This window comes from uncultured Campylobacter sp. (assembly GCF_938045345.1).
Lineage (GTDB): Bacteria > Campylobacterota > Campylobacteria > Campylobacterales > Campylobacteraceae > Campylobacter_B.
In genome coordinates, this window is sequence record NZ_CALIMS010000003.1 from 1 (window position 1) to 24542 (window position 24542).

At 47.7% G+C, this 24542-nt stretch carries 22 protein-coding genes and 1 pseudogene; 3 read left to right on the forward strand and 20 right to left on the reverse strand.

Features of this window, described 5'->3' with window-relative positions:
* On the reverse strand, positions 1–2059 hold a 2059-nt coding region (locus tag Q0144_RS00200; RefSeq protein ID WP_298060752.1), incomplete at its 3' end, for a hypothetical protein.
* 845 nt (positions 2060–2904) lie between these two features.
* Positions 2905–4326 (reverse strand): Do family serine endopeptidase, encoded by a 1422-nt coding sequence (locus Q0144_RS00205; protein ID WP_298060755.1) that lies wholly within the window; start codon positions 4324–4326, stop codon positions 2905–2907.
* A gap of 168 nt (positions 4327–4494) precedes the next feature.
* Between Q0144_RS00205 and Q0144_RS00210 the strand changes: the two genes are divergently transcribed.
* The 3 genes from Q0144_RS00210 (at position 4495) to Q0144_RS00220 (ending at position 7851) form a co-directional block, all read left to right on the forward strand.
* A complete protein-coding gene (locus tag Q0144_RS00210; RefSeq protein WP_298060757.1) occupies positions 4495–5409 on the forward strand; it encodes a DnaJ C-terminal domain-containing protein in 915 nt (304 codons plus the stop codon).
* Between the two features lie 12 nt (positions 5410–5421).
* Complete coding sequence (locus Q0144_RS00215) at positions 5422–5733, forward strand: helix-turn-helix transcriptional regulator (RefSeq protein WP_291937486.1); 312 nt, start codon at positions 5422–5424, stop codon at positions 5731–5733.
* Between the two features lie 486 nt (positions 5734–6219).
* Positions 6220–7851, forward strand: a complete 1632-nt coding sequence (locus tag Q0144_RS00220) for a cation:proton antiporter (RefSeq protein WP_298060760.1) — start codon at positions 6220–6222, stop codon at positions 7849–7851.
* Positions 7852–8146: 295 nt separating this feature from the next.
* On the opposite strand, the gene Q0144_RS00225 is transcribed toward Q0144_RS00220, so the two are convergent.
* From Q0144_RS00225 to Q0144_RS00310, 18 genes and pseudogenes are all read right to left on the reverse strand, one after another.
* Complete coding sequence (locus tag Q0144_RS00225) at positions 8147–8797, reverse strand: class I SAM-dependent methyltransferase (protein WP_298060761.1); 651 nt, start codon at positions 8795–8797, stop codon at positions 8147–8149.
* Entirely contained in the window at positions 8772–8942 is a 171-nt protein-coding gene (locus Q0144_RS00230; RefSeq protein WP_298060762.1) for a hypothetical protein, read from the reverse strand. The genes Q0144_RS00225 and Q0144_RS00230 overlap by 26 nt, the downstream gene beginning before the upstream one ends.
* Positions 8943–9214: 272 nt before the next feature.
* Positions 9215–9634, reverse strand: coding sequence for a hypothetical protein (locus Q0144_RS00235; protein ID WP_298060764.1), 420 nt, complete (start codon positions 9632–9634; stop codon positions 9215–9217).
* Positions 9635–9810: 176 nt separating this feature from the next.
* On the reverse strand, positions 9811–10335 hold the full coding sequence (locus Q0144_RS00240; protein WP_298060767.1) for a hypothetical protein: 525 nt from the start codon (positions 10333–10335) through the stop codon (positions 9811–9813).
* Complete coding sequence (locus Q0144_RS00245; RefSeq protein WP_298060769.1) at positions 10328–11011, reverse strand: hypothetical protein; 684 nt, start codon at positions 11009–11011, stop codon at positions 10328–10330. Before Q0144_RS00245 ends, Q0144_RS00240 begins: the two co-directional genes overlap by 8 nt.
* A gap of 196 nt (positions 11012–11207) precedes the next feature.
* Positions 11208–11411, reverse strand: coding sequence for a hypothetical protein (locus Q0144_RS00250; RefSeq protein ID WP_298060771.1), 204 nt, complete (start codon positions 11409–11411; stop codon positions 11208–11210).
* Positions 11412–11783: 372 nt separating this feature from the next.
* Positions 11784–12422: a YggS family pyridoxal phosphate-dependent enzyme gene (locus tag Q0144_RS00255; RefSeq protein ID WP_298060773.1), complete on the reverse strand. Its 639-nt coding sequence runs from the start codon at positions 12420–12422 to the stop codon at positions 11784–11786.
* A complete protein-coding gene (gene rseP / locus Q0144_RS00260) occupies positions 12419–13534 on the reverse strand; it encodes an RIP metalloprotease RseP (protein ID WP_298060775.1) in 1116 nt (371 codons plus the stop codon). The genes Q0144_RS00255 and rseP overlap by 4 nt, the downstream gene beginning before the upstream one ends.
* Before the next feature lie 550 nt (positions 13535–14084).
* Positions 14085–15089, reverse strand: coding sequence for a hypothetical protein (locus Q0144_RS00265; protein WP_298060778.1), 1005 nt, complete (start codon positions 15087–15089; stop codon positions 14085–14087).
* A 14-nt stretch (positions 15090–15103) separates the two neighbouring features.
* On the reverse strand, positions 15104–15661 hold the full coding sequence (gene pgsA, locus Q0144_RS00270) for a CDP-diacylglycerol--glycerol-3-phosphate 3-phosphatidyltransferase (RefSeq protein WP_298060794.1): 558 nt from the start codon (positions 15659–15661) through the stop codon (positions 15104–15106).
* Positions 15658–16437, reverse strand: a complete 780-nt coding sequence (locus Q0144_RS00275; RefSeq protein WP_298050632.1) for an enoyl-ACP reductase — start codon at positions 16435–16437, stop codon at positions 15658–15660. Before Q0144_RS00275 ends, pgsA begins: the two co-directional genes overlap by 4 nt.
* Positions 16438–17334: a 4-hydroxy-tetrahydrodipicolinate synthase gene (gene dapA, locus Q0144_RS00280; protein WP_297946499.1), complete on the reverse strand. Its 897-nt coding sequence runs from the start codon at positions 17332–17334 to the stop codon at positions 16438–16440.
* Positions 17327–18580 (reverse strand): pitrilysin family protein, encoded by a 1254-nt coding sequence (locus Q0144_RS00285; RefSeq protein WP_298060782.1) that lies wholly within the window; start codon positions 18578–18580, stop codon positions 17327–17329. Before Q0144_RS00285 ends, dapA begins: the two co-directional genes overlap by 8 nt.
* Positions 18581–19635: 1055 nt before the next feature.
* A pseudogene (locus Q0144_RS00290) lies at positions 19636–20688 on the reverse strand (quinone-dependent dihydroorotate dehydrogenase); the annotation flags it as partial.
* Between the two features lie 356 nt (positions 20689–21044).
* Positions 21045–22250 carry a hypothetical protein gene (locus Q0144_RS00295; RefSeq protein WP_298060784.1) on the reverse strand — a complete coding sequence of 402 codons (1206 nt, stop codon included), beginning with the start codon at positions 22248–22250 and terminating at the stop codon, positions 21045–21047.
* The gene (locus Q0144_RS00300; RefSeq protein WP_298060788.1) at positions 22247–22546 is read right to left on the reverse strand and encodes an AtpZ/AtpI family protein; all 300 of its coding nucleotides are present in this window, start codon (positions 22544–22546) and stop codon (positions 22247–22249) included. Before Q0144_RS00300 ends, Q0144_RS00295 begins: the two co-directional genes overlap by 4 nt.
* A gap of 31 nt (positions 22547–22577) precedes the next feature.
* Complete coding sequence (hemL, locus tag Q0144_RS00305) at positions 22578–23849, reverse strand: glutamate-1-semialdehyde 2,1-aminomutase (protein WP_298060791.1); 1272 nt, start codon at positions 23847–23849, stop codon at positions 22578–22580.
* Entirely contained in the window at positions 23846–24214 is a 369-nt protein-coding gene (locus Q0144_RS00310) for a cytochrome C oxidase subunit III (protein ID WP_298060796.1), read from the reverse strand. Before Q0144_RS00310 ends, hemL begins: the two co-directional genes overlap by 4 nt.
* Positions 24215–24542: the final 328 nt, after the last annotated feature.

The following is a 24542-nucleotide window of genomic DNA, read 5'->3' on the forward strand; positions in this document are numbered from 1 at the left end:
TCGCGTAAGTATCTACATTATAATCAGTGCCACCAAGTTGAAATTTAGCATTATTTATATCGGTTTGAGCTCCACCCGTAATTTGAAGAGCGGCTTTGCTTGCATCAGAATATGCGTTTGATATACCTAAGAAATTTAAAACATTAAATCTAGCAATATTACCCGCATGATTTGGATTTCTAGTGTTTGAAGCATTTATCAAGGTATTGCCACTGCCGCTGCCGCTACCGAATAATCCGTAAATCGTGCCGGTAACGGTGCTATTCGTTAAATTTACCGTATTGTTATTACTGCCCGCAGCGGTAGCTTGCGCGCCATAAACTACTCCGTTTATCGTGGAGCCTTGCAAAACTACGGTATTATTGGATGCAGAGCCCGCCATAGCGTTACCGCCTTTTACTTGGCTATTTCCGTTGACTGTAGAATTTACCAAGGATAAAGCGTTTTGTACGGCATTACCGCTTGAGGTAGTTCCGCCTGAAATGTGGTTGTTGATAGTAACCCCGGTCGTGGAGAATTCGTTGCCGCTGACGCCTTGCTCACCGCGTCCGCCCAGGGCAGGACCATTTAGCGTTCCGCCGGTTATTTGGACGTGGTTATTGTTTGCCGTTCCGCTGCCGCTACCGATTTTATTGGTTCCGCCGATTACTTGAAAGACGCTTTTTCCGGTTAAATCCGCTACTACCCAGTTATTTTCGGCATTACCTTTTTCGCTTCTACCGCCGATGATATCATGACCTATCGTAGCGCCGTTTGCGATCTCTACTCTGGCGCCCGTAACGTCGCCGTTAACGCTGTTTCCGCCTATGACGTCGCGACCTACTTCACCGCCGTTTAGAGTTACTTTGGTGTTTGAAATTTTGCCATTAACGCTGTTTCCGCCGATAGCATCTTGTGCTACTTTGCCTCCGCTCATTTCAACGTAGCTACTTTTTATCTCTCCATTTACGTTGCGGAAGCCGTAAGCGCTACCGCCTATCTCGCCGCCGCTTATTTTGACGTAATCATTCGTGCTAGTAGCGACGTGATTGGTACCAGAACCTCCGCCGAAGCCTCCGTGAACGTCACCTATAACCTTTCCGCCGCTGATTTCAGAGTAATTGTCGTTAGAAACGGCTGCCATATATGAGCCCGTAGTAGATTGAACCTCTCCGTTTTGTAGCTTTACGTAGTTTTTGCTAGCCGTAGCTTTGCTTCCAATGGTAATGCCCTCTCTAGTAGCATTGGCGCCTGTTATATTTTGAAGCTTAGCACCGGCGCTGTTTATGACGACATAGTTTTTCTCTAACTTACTAGCGGAATTTGGAGATACCGATACCGCGCCGTCTATTTCTTGACCGCTGCTTAAGACGATAGCGCCCGTAATATTTACGCCATTGCCTTTCGCAGAACCGCCTTGGTGTATGGTAGCACCCTCTATCCTGTATTTATCTATTTGCGCTGCACTTTTGATATTTACCGTATTATTTTCTGCGGAGCGACCATATCTAGCACGACCTCCCGATACTATAGCTTCGAAGCTCCCCACGGTGTTATTATCGCCGATTATATGGCTATTATCTTCGATATTTACGGTGTTGCCGACGGCATCTCCCGAATAGTTCTGCTGCCCGGCCCAAGTGCCGTTGCCGCCGAGAACAACTCTATTAACGGTTGCATTTATTATGTTTACGGTATTGCCTGTTGCGCCTATACCTTCACCGCCTATTACGGTAGTAACGGTAGCACCGTTTTGAACGGTGATCTGATTTCTATCGGCCGATGTCGTAGGCGTAATGCTAGGATGACCCATACCGCCGCCGTATATACTGTAGCCAGACATATCAGTACCTGAAGCATCTCCGGTGATAGTTACTATATGATTTTTGGAGCCGCCTCCGTTACCGGCACCTTCATAACCACCCGAGTAATACCCGCCGCCTGGAGTATGCAAATGACCATCACTGCCGCCGCCGGTTACCGTCGCTTTTGCATTGTCGGCTAAAGCTTGCATCGGCATCAGTGCTAGCGTAGCAGCGATGCTCAGACCTGAGATAATCGGTATCTTAATATCTTTCATAGTTGTAATCCTTCGTAAAAAATAAAAACTATCCATTATACTATAAAAATACCTATTTACAATAAATTTAATACAATTCCTAACAAAAGGTAGCTTAATGCGAAAAGATGGGTATTGTGATGCAACGTTTTCGATAATAAAGTAAAATTTCAGCTTATTTTTGTTCTCGAAGCTTAAATGAAAAATTACGATTACAAAATAGCAAAATTTTAAAATTCTGATCTTAGAATTTAGTCAGCGGGATTCCCAAGAAGTGACGTAGCTGGAAAAAGTGATAGAATAAAAAGGTGGTAGTTTCTGGTAGCAGAAATATGGTAGGACATAGATTTTATAAAATTTGGATTTGTAGAATTTAAAATGAAGTAATATAAAGAGGAATTAAAATTTGAAGCAATTTTAGGCTAGAAGCACATAATTCTACGACATGTCGTTTAAAATTTTAAAGCAGTTCCAGGCGAGGCGATAAAAACGATAAAGTAGCGGCGCGGAGGGTTAAATTTTAAAAATTATAAGTGAAAACAAAAGCAAGGGGGGGCAAAATTCTAAGAATTTCAAGCGAAATCTAGGCTTTCGGCGGAGGTGCTTTAAATAGCAGAGGGCTTTCAGAGATGCTTTAAAATAGCAATGGGCTTTCGGCAGCTTTTAATGCTCACCAAAAGCCCATTTTTATAGTTTATGTATCTCTTACGCTCGAAAGCTCGAAATTTCGCTTATCAGAAAGTTCAAAATCCCAAAAACTTCTGCTGGCTTACTCGCAATGTTCCGCTAATGCTTTGTCCTGGGCTCGCCGCGGTTAAATTTTAACGCTTTCGCGTTACTCGCCGTTAAGCTTGGTGGACCAAGCTTTAGCGGATTACAAGACCTTGCGGAATTCCGCGTCTGATAACCCAAACTAGGGTTTTCTTGCCCTTGTAATCTTTGATGTATCGATCGAAGTCGTCTGAGCTTTTGACATCGTTTTGACCGACTTGAATGATCACGTCGCCTACCTCAAAGCCGTAATCATCGGCTTTTGAGCCATCTTTGACGCTTAAGACGAGGGCACCCGAGACATCGTCGTCGAGGTTATATTTGCGGCGCAAGCTGTCATTTAACGTCCTTAGCTTTAGCCCCTCTATTGCGCTTTTTGAGTCCTCGCCGGCTGAGCCTAAGGTGGTGGAGTCGGATTTCATCGCGTCTAGCTTGATAGTCGTGCTCTTGCTTTTGCCGTCACGCTCAAATTCTACATCCACTGAGCTTCCTGGAGCCATTGAGCCGATTAAATTTTTTAGCTCGTTGGCGTTTTTGATAGATTTGCCGTTTATTTTGGTGATCAAATCGCCGCGCTTGATGCCTGCTTTATCGGCAGGCATGTCTTTTTCGACGCTTGAGATTAGCGCGCCCTCTTTGCTTTCATAGAGCTCTTTTTGATCTTTAGACATATCTGAGATCGTAACGCCTATAAAGCCACGCTCGATCTTGCCGTTTGTGATGAGCTTTTCAGCGATCTCTTTTACCATATTTGAAGGGATCGCAAAGCCTACGCCGTTATTTCCGCCGCCGCGACTTAAAATGGCGGAATTTATCCCCAAAAGCGCGCCGCGACTATCCACTAGTGCACCGCCTGAGTTGCCCGGATTGATCGAAGCGTCGGTTTGGATGAAATTTTCATATTGATTTAGCCCGATATTGTTTTTATTTAGCGCCGAGATTATGCCTTGAGTGATGGTGCCGCCCACGCCGAAAGGATTTCCGATAGCAAAGACGATATCGCCCTCCATAGCCTTGGACGAGTCTGCAAATTTAACCGCAGAGAGATTTTTTTCGTCGATTTTAATAATTGCAAGGTCGGTTTTAGGGTCGGTGCCGATCACCTTGGCTTTATATTCCTTATCGCCTTCTAATAGCGTAACTACGATTTCGTCGGCGTTTTCTATTACGTGATTATTTGTGACAATATAGCCGTCTTCGGAGATGATGACACCAGAGCCTAGTGAGCTTCCCTCGCGCTCCTGCTGCTGCGGAATGTCAAAGTCGAAAAATTGCTTAAAAAACGGATCGTCAAACATCTGCGACATCGGACTATTGCCTGCTTTAATCTTGGTTTTAGTTGCGATATTGACGACGGATTTTTTTACGTCCGCAACGGAGCTGTGATATGAGAGCACCACGTCTTGATTAAAGCCCGGATTTACGCGATCGTAACTACTTGGAGCTTCTTTAATGTCGATGCTGGCGCCAAAAAGCGCACCTGCCAAAGCTATCGATAAGATAATCGATTTTTTCATTTTTATATCCTTTGTGATAATAAAATTTTGGCGGAATTATAAATTTTGTCCGCTAATATATTCCTAACGCAAAATTAAAATTTATAAATGAAATTTAGCAAACTTGATTGACACTCACTAAAGTTTTATGATATAATCTACATAAATTTTAAGATTTTAAGGATTAAAATGGCAAGCACAAGCAGTTTATACGAAACCTTAGGCGTGGATAAATCAGCAAGCGCCGAGGAGATTAAAAAAGCTTACCGCAGGCTAGCTCGCAAGTATCACCCGGATATCAATAAAGAGCCAGGAGCTGAGGATAAATTTAAAGAGATCAACGCCGCGTATGAAATTTTAAGCGACGAGAAAAAGCGGGCGCAATATGACCGCCACGGCGACGAGATGTTCGGCGGGCAGAATTTCCACGATTTCGCGCAGGGTTCGGCAAACATGGGCGATCTAAACGACATCCTAAACAGCATTTTCGGCGGCTCCTTCGGCGCAAAAAGCGCGGGCTCACGTGGCGGATTTAGTTTCAGCTCTTTCGGTGGTGGCGAGGGTTTTAGTGGCTTTAGCGGCAGCAGTTTCGGCGGCGGATTTGGCGGCACACAGAGCCTAGATACGCACAGCTCGATTGAAATTCCTTTTGAGACCGCGATACAAGGCGGCGAGATGAGCGTGCGCGTGGGCGGTGAGACGGTTAAATTTAAAGTGCCCGCGGGTATAAATGCGGGCGAGAAGCTGCGCATCAGAGGCAAGGGGCAAAAATCGGGCATCCAAAGCGGCGATCTGATCTTAGAGATCAAAATCGCGCCCGACGGCGAATACAGCCGCGAAGGCGACGATCTTTTCAAAACGATCGACGTGCCTTTGAAAACGGCGATGTTTGGCGGAAAAGTAGAAATTTCGACGCCGAGCAAAAGCGCAACGATAAAGATCGCAAAAAATACCAAAAACGGGCAGAAATACCGCCTAAAAGGCTACGGCGTGCAAAACCGCAAAAGTAAAATTTTAGGCGATCTATATGCGGTGGTAAATGTCGTTTTGCCCGACGTCGATTCGCTGGGCGAGGACGTCAAAGCCGCGCTGCAAAAGCTATAAGGAGGCATCAAAATGCATGATTACGATGAGCCGGTTTATCTCATATCGATAGTTTCGAAGGTCCTAGATATCCATCCGCAGACGCTGCGGCAATACGAGCGCGAAGGGCTCGTGAGTCCGGGGCGCACGGAGGGCAAGATGCGCCTGTACTCGGCGCATGATATGGACCGCATACGCATGATTTTAAACCTTACAAAGGAGCTTGGCGTCAATCTTGCGGGCGTGGATGTGATCTTTCGCCTGCAAGAAAGGATCGCCGAGTATGAGCGCGAGATCGAGGAGCTGCGGGCTAAAATTTTAGAGCTTGGCGGAGAGACAGACTAGGGTCTGCGAGATAAAGATTAAAGCTCAGCAAAAATCAGATCCTGGTGCTACAAGCTGAAATTTTAATGCTATCAAAAAGCAAGATCGCCTCTTAAGCGTAGATTAAAGCGATAAATTTTGACTTTCAGTGCAGATTTATGGGCGCGTCAAATTTAAAGTTGCGCTAAGCAAACTCGGGCGAATTTTCTTGCAATTAAATTTTAAAACCGCCTTGATATAATTTGGCTTTAAAATTTAAAATTCCAAGCCGCGTTAGATTTTAAAATTTTACCGCGAGCCTCTAAATTTAGCGATAAAGTGCGACATAATTTCTCTATTTTTAAGCGGGATTTTAGTAAAATCACATTATAAAATTTACCCGTAAATTTATATGAAAAGATAAAATTTCATCGATTATCGCCTCCGGTAAATGGTCGCGGATAATGTAAAATTTAACAATAAATTTAGCGCTAAATTTTATGCATAATCTTACAAAAAAGGGAGTTAATGGAGCTTGTTATAGAGCTATTTCTTGCGATCACCGCGCTTGCGATAGTGCTAAATATCGTCTTTAAAATTTTTGAAATTCCCACTATCATCGGCTATATCGTCGCGGGCGTGTGCTTTTCGCAGATCTATAGTCTAAGCAGTGTCGAAAACGCCCATATGTCTGAGCTGGCGGAATTTGGCATCGTCTTTTTGATGTTTACCATCGGGCTTGAGTTTAGCTTCCGCCACTTAATGAGCATGAAAAAGGATGTGTTTTTTAACGGCATGCTCCAAGTCCTCGGCACTGGCATTATCTTAGCGCTCATTATTGATCAGTCTTTCGGTGGAAATATAAAGACTGTGATGATCGTCGGGCTAGCATTTGCGCTTAGTTCGACGGCGATCGTGCTAAAAACGCTCAACGAAACAGGCGAAATCAACCAAAACTACGGGCGCAAGGTGCTTGGCATCCTGCTATTTCAAGATCTCGCCGTCATTCCTATTTTGCTGATGATTGACATATTCGGCTCGACCGACAATACCCCCGTGAACTATCTAATCTTAAAAACCGCCGTAAGCGCCGCCATAGTGGTAGTGATCCTTTTCGTGCTCGGTAAATTCGCCTTCAACCGCTTCCTCTACTACGTCGTAAGGACAAATTCTAAAGAAATTTTCATCGCAACCATCCTTTTTACCGTCGTGGGGGCTAGCTTTTTGGCGCATGTTTTTGGTTTTTCGTACACGCTGGGCGCGTTCATCGCGGGCATGCTCATCGCAGAAACTGAGTATAAACACGAGATAGAGGCTGATCTGACGCCGTTTCGAGACATACTGCTGGGGCTTTTTTTCATCACGATTGGCATGCAGATAAATTTTGAAGTCATCGTCTCGCACTATGGGCTGATCCTGCTCGCTATTATCGTTATAATGGCGCTTAAAACGGTTGTGATTTATGCGATCTTATTTCTCTCTACTGGTAAAAGAATAGCGCTAAAAGCGGCGCTGTCGCTATGCCAGATAGGTGAGTTTGCGCTTGCGATCTTTTCGCTGTTGATGAGCCGCGATATGCTAAGTAAGGAAAACGGGCAAATTTTAATTACAGTCGTAACCGCGACGATGATTTTAACGCCGTTTATTCTTAAAAATTTAAATAAAATCGCCAACCGTTTCGAGTCTAAAGTTGAAAAGCTCGAGGATGAGGAGCATAAAACTCAAATCCCGCCGATGAAAAATCATATCATTGTAGCAGGCTATGGCAGGATAGGGCAAGAAGTTGTGCTACGCCTTAAAGATCAGGGGCTGCTATACGTGGTCGCTGAGAGCGATTTAGAGCTTGTGGATCTAGGCAAATCGCGCGGAGAGAACATATACTTTGTAAATATAATGCAAAAAACTGCGATCGACGAGCTGCATGCGCGCGATGCGTCGGTCATCATCCTAACGATCGCAAATCAGCAAAAGCTCGACATCGTCGCTAAGATGCTAAACGGCTCTAATTTAAAAGCAAATATCATAGTGATGCATACGGGCGCCGATCCACAAAGCGAGCTGCAGAGCGAATACGGCGAAAATTTTATCTTCGTAAAAAAGGAGAGAGTAGTAGCAAATGCGCTTTTACAAGAGGCGCTGAAATGCAAGCTAACGCAGTAAGGATCCTAAAAAGCGAAGCGCGATCGTCGGGAGTGGGCTTTATCCAAACTAGCTTTAAAGCCAGTCGTATCATTATCGTGGTTTTAAATATATAAAAATTTGTGCCTGCAGATCTTTGTGTGCGGATCAAATGGGTTTAATCTGAAATTTAAGAGTAAATTTTGAGCATTCATGGGTTGTGTCGCAAGGAGGATCGGCTAGGCGAAGGTAAAATTTATAGATTTATTACGTTTATGCCACAGGCGGATGCGATAATGAAGTAAGGACGGAGTAAGGCGGCTTTTCGCCGCAAATTCTACACATCAACCCGCACGAACGCCCAGTGCATAAAATCCCGCTTTGGCTCGTATTTGCCGCTGTTAAAACACTCCGCTAGTCGCGCTTCCTCTGTGTCGCTTAGCTCGCCGCCTAGCATCCAGCGCGTCTTTTGCACAAACTCCTCCGCGCTTTTCGCTCTGCCGCCGTGACACCAGGCTTTAATGTAGCTGAGGCTCGGCAGATAGCCCATTTGAAACAGGATGTTTAAAAGATAGACGAAGCCTGGCTTTTGCTCCACTTCGCGCCCTATCGCATCCAAAATATCCCCGTTCACGAAGCTGCCGCTTACTTTAAACGTGATGTAAAGCGCCTTTTTGGTCTTTGAAAGAAGCTTTTTAAGCGCGGCTTTTAGATCGTCCACCTCAAGGCAGCGCGAGGCAAAAACGAGATCGCACGCGGGTACGTCAGACCAATCGTCCTCAAAAGCTTTTTGCGCAAATTTTATATTTTTCGCGCCGTAAGCTTTAGCGTTCTCGCGAGCAAATTCCAGCATTTTGGGCGAAAAGTCATAGCCGTAAATTTTATCCACCTTTTCTGCCGCCAGCACGCTTAACGCGCCCGCTCCGCATGCGAAATCAAGCAGCGTGGAGACACCAGCAAAATCAACCTTGTCTATAAACTCGCGCATAGGCGCTTTTCATCACGCCTTCGTTGAAGCTCGGAGCCTTTTTGTCCCAATGCTCTGCCAGTTTTTTGCCGAATGAGCTTTTTGCCTTTTGCGCCTTATAAAGCGCGTCAAAGTCGATTTCATCGTAGTTTGAAGCTAAAATCATAATTATCCTTTCCTGAATTTATCGGGCAGATCGCACCGATTTTCGTTAAATTTTGGCGTAAATTTATGCACCGCGCCCAAACCCGCCTGAAATTTCAAACCGCCCGGCGAAAAGTGCTAAGGCAGGCCCACTTCTGCGTATTTTATCTGCTCGAAATTCTTTAAATTTTCACCGAACGATCGTAGCTAAATTTTAAAAAGTCCGCTTATAAATCAAAATTTTAATCTGCCGTCCGCACTTGTTCGCTCCGCATTTAAATTGCCGCTGTGGATTTATTGCAAAGCTCCCAATCTAGCCGCTATCACCTTTTGCATCGCTTGATTTTTCTTGTTTTTGGCTAAAATTTGCAGTCTCCTTTTGCCGATACGTTTGTCGGCGGCCTTTAGGATATTCGCAAGTCCCCATCCACCCTCATCGAAGTGCTTTGCAAACAGCTCATCTTTGGGCGTGTCGATATATTCGCGGATAAGCTCGCCGATGTCGCTTATGTCGTTACCATACGGATAAATTTTCGCTAGAGCGCCGCCTGCTAGGCTTTTTACGCCGCCGCTTTTTAGCACGAAATCCTTCGGGTAATCAAAAATGATCTCGCCCGCAAGCGTGATAAAATATCGCGGCAAATCCGTGCTGCCGCACCTGCTTTGCATCCTATAAACCGTGCAGTGGAGCTTAAAATCAATGCTTTTATCCACGAGCTCGTAAAGCCGTTTTTAAAGCTTGCTCCAGCGTTTCATTTTGCCTCCCATTATCTATTTATCGCCTCTTGCGGTTTCGCGCGTAGCTTTTGCCGCCCTTTGCGACGATCGCGCCTGAAGGCTCCGCGCCTTTTCTATTTTTTTGCAAATCCGCTTTGTAAAATTTTGCCGCGCTAAACGGTCTCCCAAAATCTAGACTCCGTCTTGATCGCTTCTCGGTTTTTCTCGCGTAAAATTTGTAAAAATTCTTTAAAGCTCGGCTCAAAAATCGAAGCGGCGGGCACAAATTTATACTCGCTCACGCCGTCTTGTTCGGGCTTGTTCGCGCCACCACGTTCAAGCTCGCTCGCGCCGCCTGCAAAGCGGATCCGCCAAATCCTAGCATGATTTATCCGTATTTTTGTGGCTTCAAGCGTCAAAATTTGTTCGAATTTATACCTCGCCGCGAGCTTCTGTCCGCTAAAAACGTAGATGAAATCCTGATCGAACCAAAGGCTCTCACGTGAAATGAAAAACCTCTCCAGCCAAAACATAAACGGCCGCACGGAAAGCCTTTTTACCTCGCTTATCCCATCTATCGCGGCAAGCTGGCGCTGGCTAAGCCTGCGAGGGTTACGACGAATGAGCGTCCAAATAATCCCGCCCAGAAGTAAAACGCTAAAAATTACGATTAAAATTTGAATTAAAGCTTCAGCCATTTAAAATTCTAAGTCCTTTTACAAATGCAAATTTCGCCTCCATATCGCCCCAAAACGAACTCCTGCCGAAATTCGCCTCCGCGCCGTTTGCAAGCTCCTCATAAAGCTTATAAAATCGCCCTTTGTATGTGCATTCGCTTAGGCAGACGTTGAAAAACGCTTCCGCCGCGTCCCTGCCGCCGAAATAATAGATAAAGTAGATAGGGCGCAGATCGAAGGCGCTTAGATTTTTGTTAAATTTAGCCCCACATTGCGTCATAAACTCCACCGCCTTTTGCTTGTCCGCAAAGAGCTCAAAAATAGGCAGCGCGTAATCCTTGATAGCCACGCTAATCTCTCGCACGCTGGGCTCAAAGCTAGCGCCCGCGAGCTGCCAGTCGCGGAATTGCCTGCGCGGCGTGAGATAGCCCAGGTGCGATACGAAAACAAGATCGGTAGAGTAGGACAGCTCCTCTTGCATCAGCTTTCTTAGGCGCTTGCAGTAGATCGCGATCTGCGGCAGGATGCTCACGCTGCCTGAGTAATTGCGCATGCTAGAGCTGAAATAAATTTCAAATAAAATCTCCTTGTCGCTTGCAAGCTTCGTTAGTTTTTGCCCCTTTTGCGTGGGCTTGAAGTACGCAAAATTTACCGCGATCTCATTGCAGCCGTTTAAAAATATCTCTCGCGGAGTCATGATTTTCCTTTAAATTTATCGTTTAAATTTAGACGTTTTGCTCGCTACAATTCGGTTTGCCGCTTACATTGTCGCGGTCGCGACTCGCAAGCTTGGCGTCTTATCGGCGCGCCGTTTTGCCGCCGAAAAACTCGTCTAATACGCGCAATTTTACCCCAATTCGGCTAAATTTAACGGCGCTACGCGCCCGTAAAATTTATAATCTATCCTCGTATCTTTCGTAGTTGATGCTGTAAATTTTATCGATATTTTCGGCGTTTATGAGCCGCTCGCTGCGCCCGAAGGCTAAAATTTCGCCGTCTTTTATAAACAGCGTCAAATTTGAAACGAACTTCGCATGCCGCGGGTAGTGCGTCGTCTGCACGAAGGTGTAGCCTTCGTCGCCTAGCGCCTTTATCATCTCGAGCAGCTTGATCTGATTGCCAAAATCCAGCCCGTTGGTGACTCATCCATAAAGATCACTTTCGCGCCCTGAACCAGCATGTGCGCGATGTACGCCAGCTGCCGCCACTTGAAATTTCGCCTTTTAAGATTCTGTCTTTATATGGATTGCGCTTAGAATTTTATATCGTCGCGTTTTTGAAATTTGCGTCGTTGCGAATAAATTTTATCTAGGTTTAAAATTTGATGCCGTGTTGTTGCGCTGCGTAAAATTTCAATAACGCGCTAAATTTCAAGTTACGCGCTGAATTTAGCTCGCACGGCAAATCAAGCGCGCCGCCTAATAAAGCGGTATAAATTCACTCGCGCGCTAAGGCTCGTCCCTCGAGGCCTAGGCGTATAAAATTCTACCCAGGCGGATCATGTTCGAGCCGCATTTGATCGCGAGCTCAAAATCATCGCTCATCCCCATCGAGCAGATCCGCGCGCCGTGCGGCACGAGCGCATCGAAGATCTCGCGGCTCGCCTCGAAGCTTCGCGCGATCTGTGCGGGCTCGCTCACATGCGCGCCGATACTCATCACGCCGATTAAATTTAGATTTTTGCACTCCTGCTTGATGCGCAAAAACTCCTCCACCGCGCGGTTTTTATCGAGCCCAGTTTTGGAGCTCTCGCCCGCGGCGTTGATCTCCAGCAGCGCATCTAGCGGATAAGTTAGCCGCTTATTTACGGCAAGCGCGAGTTCATAGGAGTTGCAGCTCTGCCACAGCGTCGGGCGCAGAGCGATGAGTTGATTGATTTTGTTGCTTTGCAGCGTGCCGATGAAGTGCCACTTTAGCGGCAGCTCGCGCAAGGCCTCGCTTTTGCGCTTTAGCTCCTGCACTCTGTTTTCGCCAAACGCGATCTGTCCTTGCGAATACAGCTCGCGCACCTCATCCGTGCCTACGTTTTTACTCACCGCGATGAGCTGCACTTCGCCTGCGCCTGATTTCGCAGCCTCAATGCGCTTTAAAATTTCATCCAGTCTCATTTGTAAAATCCCAAAATTCTAGCGAAATCATTCAGCACCGTAAATATCATCAAAAGCGCTAAAATTCCCATACCTACGTAGCTGGCGCCTACGAATACCCGCTTTGGCACGGGGCGGCGGAAGATGAGCTCAAAGAGATTAAACGCGATGTGCCCGCCGTCGAGCGCGGGGATCGGAAAGAGGTTGATGAGCCCTAAATTTACCGATATTAGCGCCACGAGCGCGAGCAGGACCGCCGCGCCGTAATCGACCGCCTTTGAGGTGATGTCCGTAATGGCGACGATGCCGCCCATCTCCTTAGGCGAAACGACGCCGCTGGCGAGCTTCTCAAGACCCACCAAGATGAGCTTTGACGCTTCCACCGTCTGATCCCACGCGAAGCTAAGCGAGCTTGCGCCCTTGTGATATAGCGTCACGGTCGCGTTGTAATCGGGCGAAATGCCGATGAGCGGCACTCTTATGCTCTCGCGCCAGATGGTTTTTTTCTCGCCGAGCTTCGGCGTGAGCTGCAGGCTCAGCCGCTCGCCGCCGCGCATGATTTCTAAGTTTAGAGGTGCTGCGGTTACCTGCCTTGAGATGTCGTCCCATTCGCGAATCTGCTTGCCGTCGATCGCTAAAATTTCATCGTTTAGCATTAGCCCTGCGCTTGCCGCGGCGGAATTTGGCGAAATTTTGCCGACCTTGGGTGCGAGTTTTTCGACGCCGATATAACCCAGCGCGATGTAGATTAAAAACGCAAGCAGCAGGTTAAAAAACGGCCCTGCGAAAAGTATGATTATGCGCACGATCGGGCCTTTGGAGTTGTAGCTGTCGGGATCCGCGCTTGCCGCGGCGGGATCCAGATCCTCCTGCCCCTTAAGGCTCACGTAGCCCCCCAGAGGGATCGCGCTGATGGCGTACTGCGTCGCGCCGATGCGCTTGGTAAAGACCTTCTCACCGAAGCCCACGCTAAAGACGTTCACCCCCACGCCCAGCGCCCGCGCCGCCAAAAAATGCCCCAACTCGTGGAAAAAGATGAGGAAGCTGATCGCCAGCACCGTGACCATAAAATTTATCGAGTAAAAATAAAATCCGACCGCTAGGATCGCGAGCGTTAAAATTATGCTTTTCAAATTTCAGACCTTTGTAAAAAAATGGGCTAAGCTTACTATTATTTTGCAAATTTTAAGCTTAGATCGTCGTTTAAAGCCTTGGCTCGCTTTTTTAAAATTGGTTAGTTTTTTGAGCTTAGCCCGCCCGCTTTAGGCTATAAATTTAGCTAAATTAAGGGCGCGCGGCGGATGGAGGGCGTGAGGAATTTAAAATTTAAAAGAGAAATTTTACCGCGAAATTTTGCGGAGCGGATTATAAAATTTTGCTACACGGGGCTTTGTGGTTTGAACTGCCGCTATGCTTTGAAATTTCATTATGTCTTAAAATACTGCCACGCTGCCGTGAAATTTTGCACGGCGGTTAGACGGAATTCTGCGCCGTAAAATTTACGCGGAGGAATTTTATATAACAAAATTTTATAGGCTTAGCTTACCGCCGTACGCTTACAGACTAAGCATCTATGGAATTTTATCGGTAAAATTTGAACTTGAAATTTTAAAATTCTGTGTCGCCGTTATAAGTGGAATTTTATGCCGAAATTCTATCGCTAAAACCCACTAAGCGCGGGTTCTAACGCTTTGCGATGAGGTTTTGTAGCTTCACAATACATTGTTTTAGTTTGATAAAAAATTCTGATTCTTCAAATGAATGTAAGATCAAGCTTAGTTTAAATTTTTCATCTATTAAATTTGGACTGAAGCCCTCTAAGCCGCTTTCGCGAGTGGATCTAAACATTTCGCGTATTAGTCGTTTTATTTTGCCTTGCGTCGGCGCGGCGCTGTGATCGCCTAAAATTTCTATTTTCTTTATCTTATAGCTGATTTCATTTATTCCATCTACGGTTTTGTTGGAAATTTGCTTTAGCACTATATTTGCGTGGTATTCGTAATAACCGTGATTGTAATGAGTAAGCGTAAAAAGATCATTACTGCCAGCCGAGCCCACTTTTATAAGAAAAATCTCGTTTAGCTCCTTTGAGATACACCACAGACCATCTATCTCATCTCGGCTTAAGCTAGCTAGACCGTGTTGATTTCTAAATGGATTTATGATTTTCTCTAGGTTATCCTCAAAGCGGTATCCATCAATCAAAAATCTACCTACATAATCAATGTTGTAGTTTAAGGCGTCTATTAGCAAAACATTTTCATTTTCGGCGTTAAGGGCGTCTTGTAAAATTTTAAAAATATCGCTTTGACTGAGCTTGCCGCTGTTTTTCGGTTCTAGCGCATAAATTTTATGGATACGTCGCTTCTGTCCATTTATCATCCTAAAATCGCCGAACCAAGCGCCGTAAGTAATGACTGTATCAAACATTTTACCTTGATAATACAATCTATATGCGTTAAAATCTAAATTGCAATGATCCCAAAAGCCGCTAAAGCTCCCGTAGTTTATAAGCCAGGCACCAAGCTCTCTATCTATGCGCCAGCTTAATTCTATAGAAATTTCAGGATAACATCTAAAAGGCAATCGCTTTTTAGAAATTTTGTTTCTAATATCTTTTTCTACCTTATTGAGCTTATACTTTCTTGCATTTTCTTCGCCGATTTTTTCTTCAACTACGAAAGCCATATTTAGCCTAAATTCTAACTCTTTTTCGTAGCCTTTACATACGCCGCGACGTATTCAAAGCCCGAATATAGCGTCAGTACAACTGCGATCCAGAGTAGGGTGTTTGCATAGGGCCATTGCATCGTTAGCCAGCCGATAGCGATCATCTGAAAGACCGTTTTTACCTTGCCCGCTATCGACGCGGCGACCTCTACGCCGTCGCCCGCCATCGCCACGCGAAGGCCCGTGATAAAAAACTCGCGGATTAGGATTAAGTAGATCGCCCAAGCACTGGCGCGCCCAATAAACATAAGCCCCAAAAAGCCCGCAAGAGTTAGCATCTTATCGGCGAGTGGATCGATGATGGCGCCTAGTTTGGTCTTCTGGTTCCAGGAGCGCGCGATGTATCCGTCAAAAAAGTCCGTGACGGAGGCGATGACGAAGACTAGTGCGGCGAAATAATCGACCCAGCTTACATGCACCGAGCCCACCATGCCGCCGTTCGCATGACCGGCTAGTAAGATCAGCCAGAAAAACAGCGGCGCCAGCGCAACGCGAAAGCTCGCTAAAATATTGGGTAAATTTAGCATTATTTAAAGGTTGTTCCGCCGTCGACGATGAAGGTGTGTCCCGTCACCCAGCTAGCCTTGCTCGAGCATAGAAATAAACATGCTCCCGCCAGATCCTCCGGCTGTCCCATGCGTCCTAGCGGGCTAAGTTCGGCGGTTTTATCGCGCACCTCTTCGTAGTTCGTAAAGGCTCGTAGCGCGTCCGTCTCGATCGGTCCGCCGCTAACGACGTTTACGCGGATGTTTTTTTCGCCGAGCTCGGTCGCGGCGTAGCGTGCCATCGCTTCAACCGCGGCTTTTGCCGTGCCGTGGCCCGCGTAGTTTTCGATATAGACTAAATTTCCAGTGGAGCTAAGCGAGATGATAGAGCCGCCGCCTACCGCCTCCATGCGTTTTGCGGCTTCTTGCGCGCCCACGACGAAGGCATTTACGGTCGCGGTAAAGATATTGTTGATGCCGCGCGGCTTTAGCCTCATAAATTTAGTGTATCCGCCCGCGACCGCGCGACCCGAGATGATGGCGTTTGAGATGAAAAAATCCACTCGCGCAAAATCCTCGTCGATCTTGACAAAGAGCTCCTTGTAGGTCTCTGGCTCTAAGATATTGAGCGCATAAGCGCGCGCCTTGATGCCGTAAGCCTTCTCAAGCTCGGCTGCTTGTGAAGTCGCTAGCTCCTCGTTGGAATTATAAGTAAAAGCGATATTTGCTCCCGCAGCCGCAAATTCCAAAACTATCGCCCTGCCTATGCCTCTCGTGCCGCCGCTGATAACTAGCGTTTTTCCTTTAAATTCGTTCGTCAATTAAAATCCTTTGATAGTGTATTGTTTCATTACGTTTTCTATTTTTTTGAGGTTTTCCGCGCTCGGCTCGCAAAGCGGCAAGCGGTACTCTAAACTCGGCGCGAGACCCGCGATATACATCGCCGCTTTGATCGGGATCGGATTGCTCTCGCAGAATAAAATTTTATTTATCGCGTAGAGATCGTCGTTGATCTGCTTGGCCTTTAAAAACTCATTTTGCAGCGCAAATTTCGTTAGTCTCGCCGTATAATCGGGCAGTAAATTTGCCGTGACCGAGATCACGCCCTTGCCGCCGTTGCTTAGTATCGGATAGTTGATTGCATCCTCACCGCTAAGCACGCTAAGGCGCGGCTCGTGCGCGAGTAGATCGACGCATTTATCGATGCTGCCGCTGGCTTCTTTGACGCCATAAATATTCTCGCAGTCGTTAAAAAGCTTTATGATTGTATCTGCTGCTATGTCGCAGCCGGTGCGACCCGGGACGTTATATAGTAGCACCGGCAGATCTACCGAGCTCGCGATCGCCTTGTAGTGCAGATACAGCCCCTTTTGGGTGGGTTTGTTGTAGTAGGGCGCTACGGATAAAATTCCGTCTGCGCCGTGAGCCTGCGCAAACTGCGCGAGCCCGATCGCTTCGTGAGTTGCGTTGCTGCCCGCGCCCGCTAGCACCTTGACGTCCGTGCCCTTGCACGCATCTACGGCGATCTCGATACAGACTCGGTGCTCGTCGTGCGTCAGCGTCGCGCTCTCGCCCGTGGTGCCTACGGGCACGACCGCGCTTATGCCGTTTGCGATCTGTCTTTTGATGAGCTTGGCGTAGGTCTGCTCGTCCAGTTTGCCTTCTTTAAAAGGCGTGATCAGCGCCGTCATAGAGCCGATTATGACATTTTTATTCATCGTTTTCCTTTCGTAAGATAATGCTCGTGGAATTTTTAAGACTTAGATAGGTTTTCATCGCTTTTTTAACCGCGTTTTTATCTAGACTTTTGATCTCGCGCTCCAGCCTAAATAGCGCGTCCAGATCGCCGCGGACGATGTAGCTGCCGTACATCTGCGCTACCTTGCTAGCGCTGTCGAGGGAGTAGATAAGATCGCTGCTTAGGGTGTTTTTGATCTTTAGCATATCGTCGTCGCTTATTTTAGCTTTTTTAGCTTTTTCGATCAGCGCCAAAATTTCATCTCTTAGCGCCTCGCCGCTTACGCCCTGGTTGCAAACGGCAAAGACTATAAATAAATTCTCGTCCTTGGCACTCATATCATAGATGTTGATCTGATTGGCGAGTTTTTTCTCATCGACCAGCACGCGCTGCAAAAGTGAGCTCTTACCGCCGCTAAGATATATATCCATCGCTTTGATCGCCGCGGCGTCAGGGTAGTTAAACGGCGGAATTTTAAAGGCGACCGCCACGATCTGCGCCTCGCTGCTTTTGTAAATAACGCTAAGCTTCTCGCCATCTTGCGCAGGCTCGGTGCAGTGAAGACGAGGGATCTCGCTTTTGTTTTTTACGGGCGCGAAGTATTTTTTTGCCGCATCAAACGCCGCCTTTTCGCCGATGTCGCCGGTGATCAGCAGCACGGCGTTTCGCGGCTGATAAAATTTAGCGTGAAATTCCTTGATATCTTTGATGCTCCAGTTTTCGATGTCCTTGCGGAAGCCGATCGGCGTCCAGTGGTACGGGTGGTACAAAAACGCGGCGTTATAGAGCCTGAAAAATAGATATCCGAACGGATCGTTATCGGTGCGCCACAGCCGCTCCTCGAGCACGACCTTGCGCTCGGGCTGAAATTCTTTGTCTTTGAGGCTTAAGTTTTGCATTATGTCGGCGTAAAGATCCAAGCAGACCTCTAAATTTGAGCTCGCGCACTTGATGAAGTAGTGCGTGTAATCAAAGCCCGTGCTTGCATTGTTCACGCCGCCAAATCCCTTTACGATCGCGTCGAACTCGCCCGCCTTACGATTTTTCGTGGATTTAAAATTTAGATGCTCCAGCATGTGCGCGATGCCGCTTTTGCCCATTACCTCGTCGTGCGAGCCGACGTTGTAAAACACGTCCACGCTGATGACGCCGCTGCCTTTATTCATCGGGATGTGATAAATTTGAAGCCCGTTTTGCAGCGTGATTTTCTTAAATTTCGGAAACATTAATCTTTTTTCGCCTTTCGTTTTTTGCTTGAGTTTTGCTCTGCGTCTTGGGCGCCGCTCGCTTCTTTGGCCTCTTTAAGCTCTTTGGTCTCTTTGGTCTCTTTGGTCTCTTTGGTCTCGGCATTTTTAGTTTTGGCGCTGCTTTGCTTTACGTTTTTAGCCTTGGAGCTTTTGCTTTCCGCGCTGCTTTTTGGCGCGGCTTTCGTTTTAGAATTTTTACTTTCTATGTCGTTTTTTGGTGCAGCTTCAGTTGCGGTTTTATTTTTCGACGTGGTTTTAGTTTTGACAGTTTTGCTCGCCGTGTCGCTTTGTTTTGCGCTTTTATTTTCTAAATTCTCACTCTTTGCGTCGCTTTTCGAGAGATTTTTTGCTTCGGCGCCATTTTGCTGCGAGGCGTTATCCTGCACGACATCCTTCTGCGAGGCGTCATCATACTGCGCAGTATTCTGCGCGCCATCTTTCCGCGTAGCGTCTTTTGAAATTTTACCGCGCCTGGAGCTTACGCCGCTTTTTAAAATTTGGCTTCGCTTTTGATCCGCATCACTTTTGGAGGTAGTTTTTGAAATTTTATCCTGCTTCTCATCGGCGCTGCTTTGCTTTGCGCTTTTAGCTTCTAAATTTTCGCTTTTTGCGCTGCTTCGTTTTGTATTTTTAACCTCGGAAATTTTGTTCTCCGCGCTACTTTGCTCGGCTGAGCTTTGATCCGTCGCGGTATCTGCGCTTACTAAGGCGTTTAAATTTACCAAAGCGTCGGAATTTTCGTCCGCTTCGGAGCTTGAGTTTGTTTGGGCAGTTGGAATTTCATCTGTTTGAACGGCGGGAATTTCACCCATTTGAGTGCTTAAAATTTTGCTTTCGCCGTCGTTAGAAATTTCGTCCGCATCCCTGCTTTCGGGCGCGTTTGAAATTTCGCTCGTTTCCTCGCCTTTGGATACGTTTGAAATTTCATCCGTTTTAGCGCTCGCGTCTTTGTCTTCGCAAGCGCACAAATCCACGCCATTGTCGCGATTTTTGGTCTGATCGCCTCTGGTGCCGTATCCTTCGCCCGCGCGATCTTTTAAATTTACCCCAACCGCCTCGCTGATGCTATTAAAGCCGTCTGCGCGCAAAAGCTTCGCCAGCCCCTCGTTGATCGATTTTGCGACGAACGGGCCCTTGAAGATAAAGGCGGTAAAAATTTGAACCAGGCTCGCGCCCGATTTGATGCGCTCGTAGGCCTCCTGCGCGCTGTCTATGCCGCCGCAGCTGATTAGGATCGTGCGGCCAAAGAGCTCGCGAGCGACCTGTGCGAAAAGCTTTCGCGATTTTTCGGTAATCACCCTGCCGCTTAGGCCGCCGAAGTCCCTGGCGTTGGGGCTTAGCGAATAATCAACGCTGGTGTTGTTTATGATGATGCCGCTTGCGCCGCTTTGTACTGCGCACTCGCATAGCGCGATCGCCTGATCCGCGCTCATATCGGGCGCCAGCTTTAAGACGAGCGGCCTGTTCGTGATCTTTTTCATCGCCCCGATCAGCTCGCTTATGAAGCTGTTTTCTTGCAAAGCGCGCAGATTCGGGGTGTTTGGCGAGCTTACGTTGATGATGAAAAAATCGCAAAGTCCGTCAAATTTACGGCCCAAAGCCTCGTAATCGCTTATCGCATCCTCGTTCGGGGTGGCCTTGTTTTTGCCGATATTTGCGGCGATCGGGATTTTAAAAGGATAAATTTTTCGCACGCGATGCTCGATAATATCGGCACCCTCGTTGTTGAAGCCCATCGCGTTTTGGATGCTTTCCTCGCTAACGAGGCGAAAAAGTCGCGGCTTTTCGTTGCCGCTTTGAGGGCGCGGCGTAAAGGTGCCAAAATCGATGTGTCCGAAGCCAAGAGCGGCCAGCGGTGCGATCATCGTGGCGTTTTTGTCGAAGCCGCCCGCGATACCTACGGGGTTATCGAAGCTGAGATTCCATATATTTTGAGTTAAAATTTCATCTTTATAAACGCCGAATTTTGCCAAAGCCTCAAGCCCGCCCGGAGTCGCATAGAGCGCGCGAAGTCCGAATTCTGCGATCTTGTGAGCGGTTTCGGGATCGAATAGAAAAAAGATTTTTTTCAAGGTATCGTAATTCATAATTTTTCCTCAAATTTTGCATAATGGTAGCTAAAATTTAATTAAATATAGATAAGGATTTCGCGCCGTATTTGCAATCTGCGACGGTTAAATTTAGTTCCGAAATTATGCGCTTGGAAGAGGCTGCGTAAAATTTTTATGGCTCGCCGCGTCGATCTGAATTTACGCAGAAGTTCAAAGATGCGCGCCGCAAATTTTATAAATTTAGCCCGCCCTGATACGTGCAGAAACGCGCGGCGCCCGTGGCGCGGCTCGCGGTGGCGGGGTCGTACGCGATTTTATCCTGCGCCGATCTGCGCTCAATCCTGCTGAAGCTAAATTTTAAAATTTAAAGCGTCCACTCGCGCCGTTTGAGCTTAGCGCGCATCTTTGTCAGCAAAGGCAACAATCATCGTGCCCAGAGGAATGATCGCAACGCCCAAGATAATCGCTAGCGGGTTTAGCAAGGACAGCTTGGCAAGCAGGTAGATCGCCGCCACGAGCGCCGCGTAGGATAAAATTTTAAACGGAGAGAAAAACGCCCCTGCAAAATTGCTCCGAACTTCGCCTCTTTTGCGCTCATCATCCCAATCATCGATGCTGCCGTCCGCGCCTCCGAAATCATCCTTTGATCCGTCGCGCGTGCCGCCAATCCCACCCTCAAAATTGCTCGTACCGTCGCTCCGCTTGCTGCTATCTACATCGCCGCCACGATTGCCGCTATCTGTGCCGTCGCTGCGATTCCTGTGATCTGTGCCGTCGTCCAGGTCGCCGCTATCTACGTCGTCGTCCAAGTTACTGCTCGCTCTGCCTTTCAAGTCGTCGCAACGCGCGCCTATGTTGTCTTGCGAACTATCGCTAGCTTCGCCGCTTATATCGCTCTGCAAGTCGCCGCAAGTCGCGCAATCATTCATATTAAATTTATCGGCGACGTGTCCCAAAGCGATCCCGCCGTAAGCGGAGGTTTTATCGTCGCTCTTCGTAGAATTTACGTCACACTCGCCAGTGGAAGCTCTGTCGTACTCGGCGGCGAAATTTTCGGTATTTTCGTCGGCGGCGGTTTCGTTGTGCAGGGCGCAGCTATCGCCGTTTTTGGTGCTCGTCTCGCCGCTAGTGAAATTTACGGCGTCTTCGGAATTTTGCGCGTTTAAAATTTCGACGCCTGAATTTGCGCCGCTAAAATTTTCGCTCTTTAAAATTTCGCCGCCGCAAGTTTTGCCGTATGAAATTTCATCGCCGCCGCTCGCGCCGCCTCGGTTTTTGCCACCAAGACTTGCGGAATTCGTATCGTTTGCGGAAGTTTCGCCGCTTATGAAACCTGCGGAATTTTTAGAGCTTTGCTGTAAAATTTCATCGTATTTACCGGCTCTTAGCTCATCTTCTATTTTGTTGCGGTAAGCGCGAAACGAAAAATATACCGCGCCGAATGCGCCTAAAAATCCGCCCTCTAAGCTAAGAAGCCAGGCAAGCACTCGCGCGCCGAAAGAGCCAGAGCCGAAAAACCCGCCACCGCAAAGCGCTAGCCCGAGTAGGGCAAACGCCGCGTTTAGCGCGCAGTATATGAGCAAAAACTGCCTATTCAATCTCGCTCATCCCATTCATCGTCGTCGTCGAAATTTTTAGGATCCGCCTTGTATTTCGGATCGTTCTCAAGCTCCTTTAGGCTCGAATTTAGCGCCTTGCACGCGCGGTAAACGTTTAAAAATGCCGCCGCGATGCCGATAGCGATGCCGAACCATAATAAAAGCAGCGAGCCCGTGAGGTGCCGCAGCCCAAGCCCGATCGCTACGCCGATACCGATCGCTACGACGATTGAGATGCCTAGGCTGATGTCGCAGGCGCCCTTTACGATTTTGTCTAAATTTTTCGTTACTCTCATCTAAAATCCGTAAAATTTTAAAACGCAGCCCTCAAAGCGCCACCATCGCTTCATCCGCCGCGTTTAGCGCAAAGTCGATCTGCGCTTCGTCCATCGTGGAGCAGATAAAGCCCGTCTCAAACTGACTAGGCGCCAAAAATACGCCGCGCTTAATCATCTCGCCGTGAAATTTCGCAAAGCGCGCGGTGTCTGCTCGCAAGGCGCCGTCATAGTCGCGCACCTCTTCGTCTGCAAAAAAGTAACCGAACATCGAGCCTACGCAGGCGGTTTGCAGCGCGATGCCGCGGCGATTTGCTATGGTGCAAAGCCCGTCTGCGAGCCTGCGCGCCAGCTCACCGAGCCTTTCGTAAAGGCCGCTGCTAGCGTAAATTTTACTTAGGCTAGCGATGCCCGCAGCCATTGCGACGGGGTTTCCGCTTAGCGTGCCTGCTTGATACACCGCTCCTAGCGGGCTTATCATATCCATGATTTCGCACTTGCCTGCAAAAGCCGCCACGCTCATGCCGCCGCCGATGACCTTGCCGAAGGTTACCAGATCGCCGCGGACGCCGTAGATGCCGTAGCTGCCTAGCTCGCTCGCGCGAAAGCCGCTCATTACCTCGTCGATTATCAGCACGATCTTTTTCTCGTCGCACAGCGCGCGAAGCTCGGTTAAAAATTCTGGACCCGCCGGCACCAAGCCCATATTCCCCGCGATAGGTTCGATGATGATCGTGCCGATGTCGTTTTGCGCTAGGACGTCCTTTACGCTTTGTATGTCGTTGTATCTGGCTAGGCAGGTGTTTTTCGCGACGTCCTGTGGCACGCCCGCGCTGCTTGCGTTGCCGAAGGTGCTTGCGCCACTGCCTGCTTTGACGAGCAGGCTGTCGCTGTGTCCATGGTAGCAGCCCTCAAATTTTAAAATTTTATCCCGTCCGCTAAAAGCGCGCGCAAGACGGATCGCGCTCATCGTGGCTTCCGTGCCGCTGCTGGTAAAGCGGATCTTGTCTAGGAAATCGAAATTTTTTAGCACGAGCGAGGCAAGCTGCGTCTCAAGCGGGCTGGATGCGCCGAAGCTTAGCCCCTTTTTGGCGGTCTGCACGACGGCGCGCTCTATGTCCGCATCTGCGTGACCGAAGATGAGCGGGCCCCAGCTCTGTACGAAGTCGAGATATTTTTTGCCCTCGACGTCGTAGATGTACGAGCCCTCGCCGCGATCGACCATGAAAGGCTCGCCGCCTACGTTGCCGAATGCTCGCACAGGCGAATCGACGCCGCCGGGGATGAGTTTTTGTGCCGCTAAAAATTCGTCGTGATTATTCATTTTTTCTCCTTCTTTTTGGGTTGATTTATCGATTTTATATATTTGTAGATGATGATGATCTCGTTTTGCGTCAAAAAGTAGCTTGGCATCACGTCGCGCGAGCTGCTGATCCCGTCGGCGAGCTCCTGAAGCGATAGATTGTTGATCGGCGGCGCATTTAGGGCGCGCTCGTAGTAGGCGCCCGAGGTGCGGTTAAATTCTTTATACGTCGCGATTAGCGAGCCCTCGCCCTTCTCGCCGTGGCACTTGTCGCAGCCGATGCCGCGGGGGTTTTTATAGAGCATCGCACCGTATTCCTCGTCGGTGATGAAGCTCTCGGCACACAAAATACTCGAAAATAAGATCAGCGCAGGTAGATTTCGCATTAGATTTTTTGATAAATTTTGCATTAAATTTTAAACGGCTCGCTTTGAAAAATTTGGTGCAATGATATAATTTTTGAGCTTAAAAGCAAATACAGCGACGCGAGCTGAGGAAGGGGCAAGAATTTTAAAATTTTTAAAGCCTACGCTATATTTTATATGTTATTTTTTAAAATATAAATTCTAATCAACTTTGTAGTAGTGTGACAGAGAAGCAAGGGAAGTACCTTGCCTCTTAAAATTTAAAACATAATCTCAAACCCTGCATTGATAGCACCGCCTCTTGTTTTACCTACGTAGCCCTTGCCTCCTAGGCTAAGGATAAGGTTTT

Bases quoted from the DNA above. Each gene is read 5' to 3' on its own strand.
- Q0144_RS00205 (WP_298060755.1), bottom strand. From the start codon at position 4,326: ATGAAAAAATCGATTATCTTATCGATAGCTTTGGCAGGTGCGCTTTTT.
- Q0144_RS00210 (WP_298060757.1), top strand. From the start codon at position 4,495: ATGGCAAGCACAAGCAGTTTATACGAAACCTTAGGCGTGGATAAATCA.
- Q0144_RS00215 (WP_291937486.1), top strand. From the start codon at position 5,422: ATGCATGATTACGATGAGCCGGTTTATCTCATATCGATAGTTTCGAAG.
- Q0144_RS00220 (WP_298060760.1), top strand. From the start codon at position 6,220: ATGGAGCTTGTTATAGAGCTATTTCTTGCGATCACCGCGCTTGCGATA.
- Q0144_RS00225 (WP_298060761.1), bottom strand. From the start codon at position 8,797: ATGCGCGAGTTTATAGACAAGGTTGATTTTGCTGGTGTCTCCACGCTG.
- Q0144_RS00230 (WP_298060762.1), bottom strand. From the start codon at position 8,942: ATGATTTTAGCTTCAAACTACGATGAAATCGACTTTGACGCGCTTTAT.
- Q0144_RS00240 (WP_298060767.1), bottom strand. From the start codon at position 10,335: ATGGCTGAAGCTTTAATTCAAATTTTAATCGTAATTTTTAGCGTTTTA.
- Q0144_RS00245 (WP_298060769.1), bottom strand. From the start codon at position 11,011: ATGACTCCGCGAGAGATATTTTTAAACGGCTGCAATGAGATCGCGGTA.
- Q0144_RS00250 (WP_298060771.1), bottom strand. From the start codon at position 11,411: ATGATAAAGGCGCTAGGCGACGAAGGCTACACCTTCGTGCAGACGACG.
- Q0144_RS00255 (WP_298060773.1), bottom strand. From the start codon at position 12,422: ATGAGACTGGATGAAATTTTAAAGCGCATTGAGGCTGCGAAATCAGGC.
- Q0144_RS00265 (WP_298060778.1), bottom strand. From the start codon at position 15,089: ATGGCTTTCGTAGTTGAAGAAAAAATCGGCGAAGAAAATGCAAGAAAG.
- dapA (WP_297946499.1), bottom strand. From the start codon at position 17,334: ATGAATAAAAATGTCATAATCGGCTCTATGACGGCGCTGATCACGCCT.
- Q0144_RS00285 (WP_298060782.1), bottom strand. From the start codon at position 18,580: ATGTTTCCGAAATTTAAGAAAATCACGCTGCAAAACGGGCTTCAAATT.
- Q0144_RS00300 (WP_298060788.1), bottom strand. From the start codon at position 22,546: ATGAGAGTAACGAAAAATTTAGACAAAATCGTAAAGGGCGCCTGCGAC.
- hemL (WP_298060791.1), bottom strand. From the start codon at position 23,849: ATGAATAATCACGACGAATTTTTAGCGGCACAAAAACTCATCCCCGGC.
- Q0144_RS00310 (WP_298060796.1), bottom strand. From the start codon at position 24,214: ATGCGAAATCTACCTGCGCTGATCTTATTTTCGAGTATTTTGTGTGCC.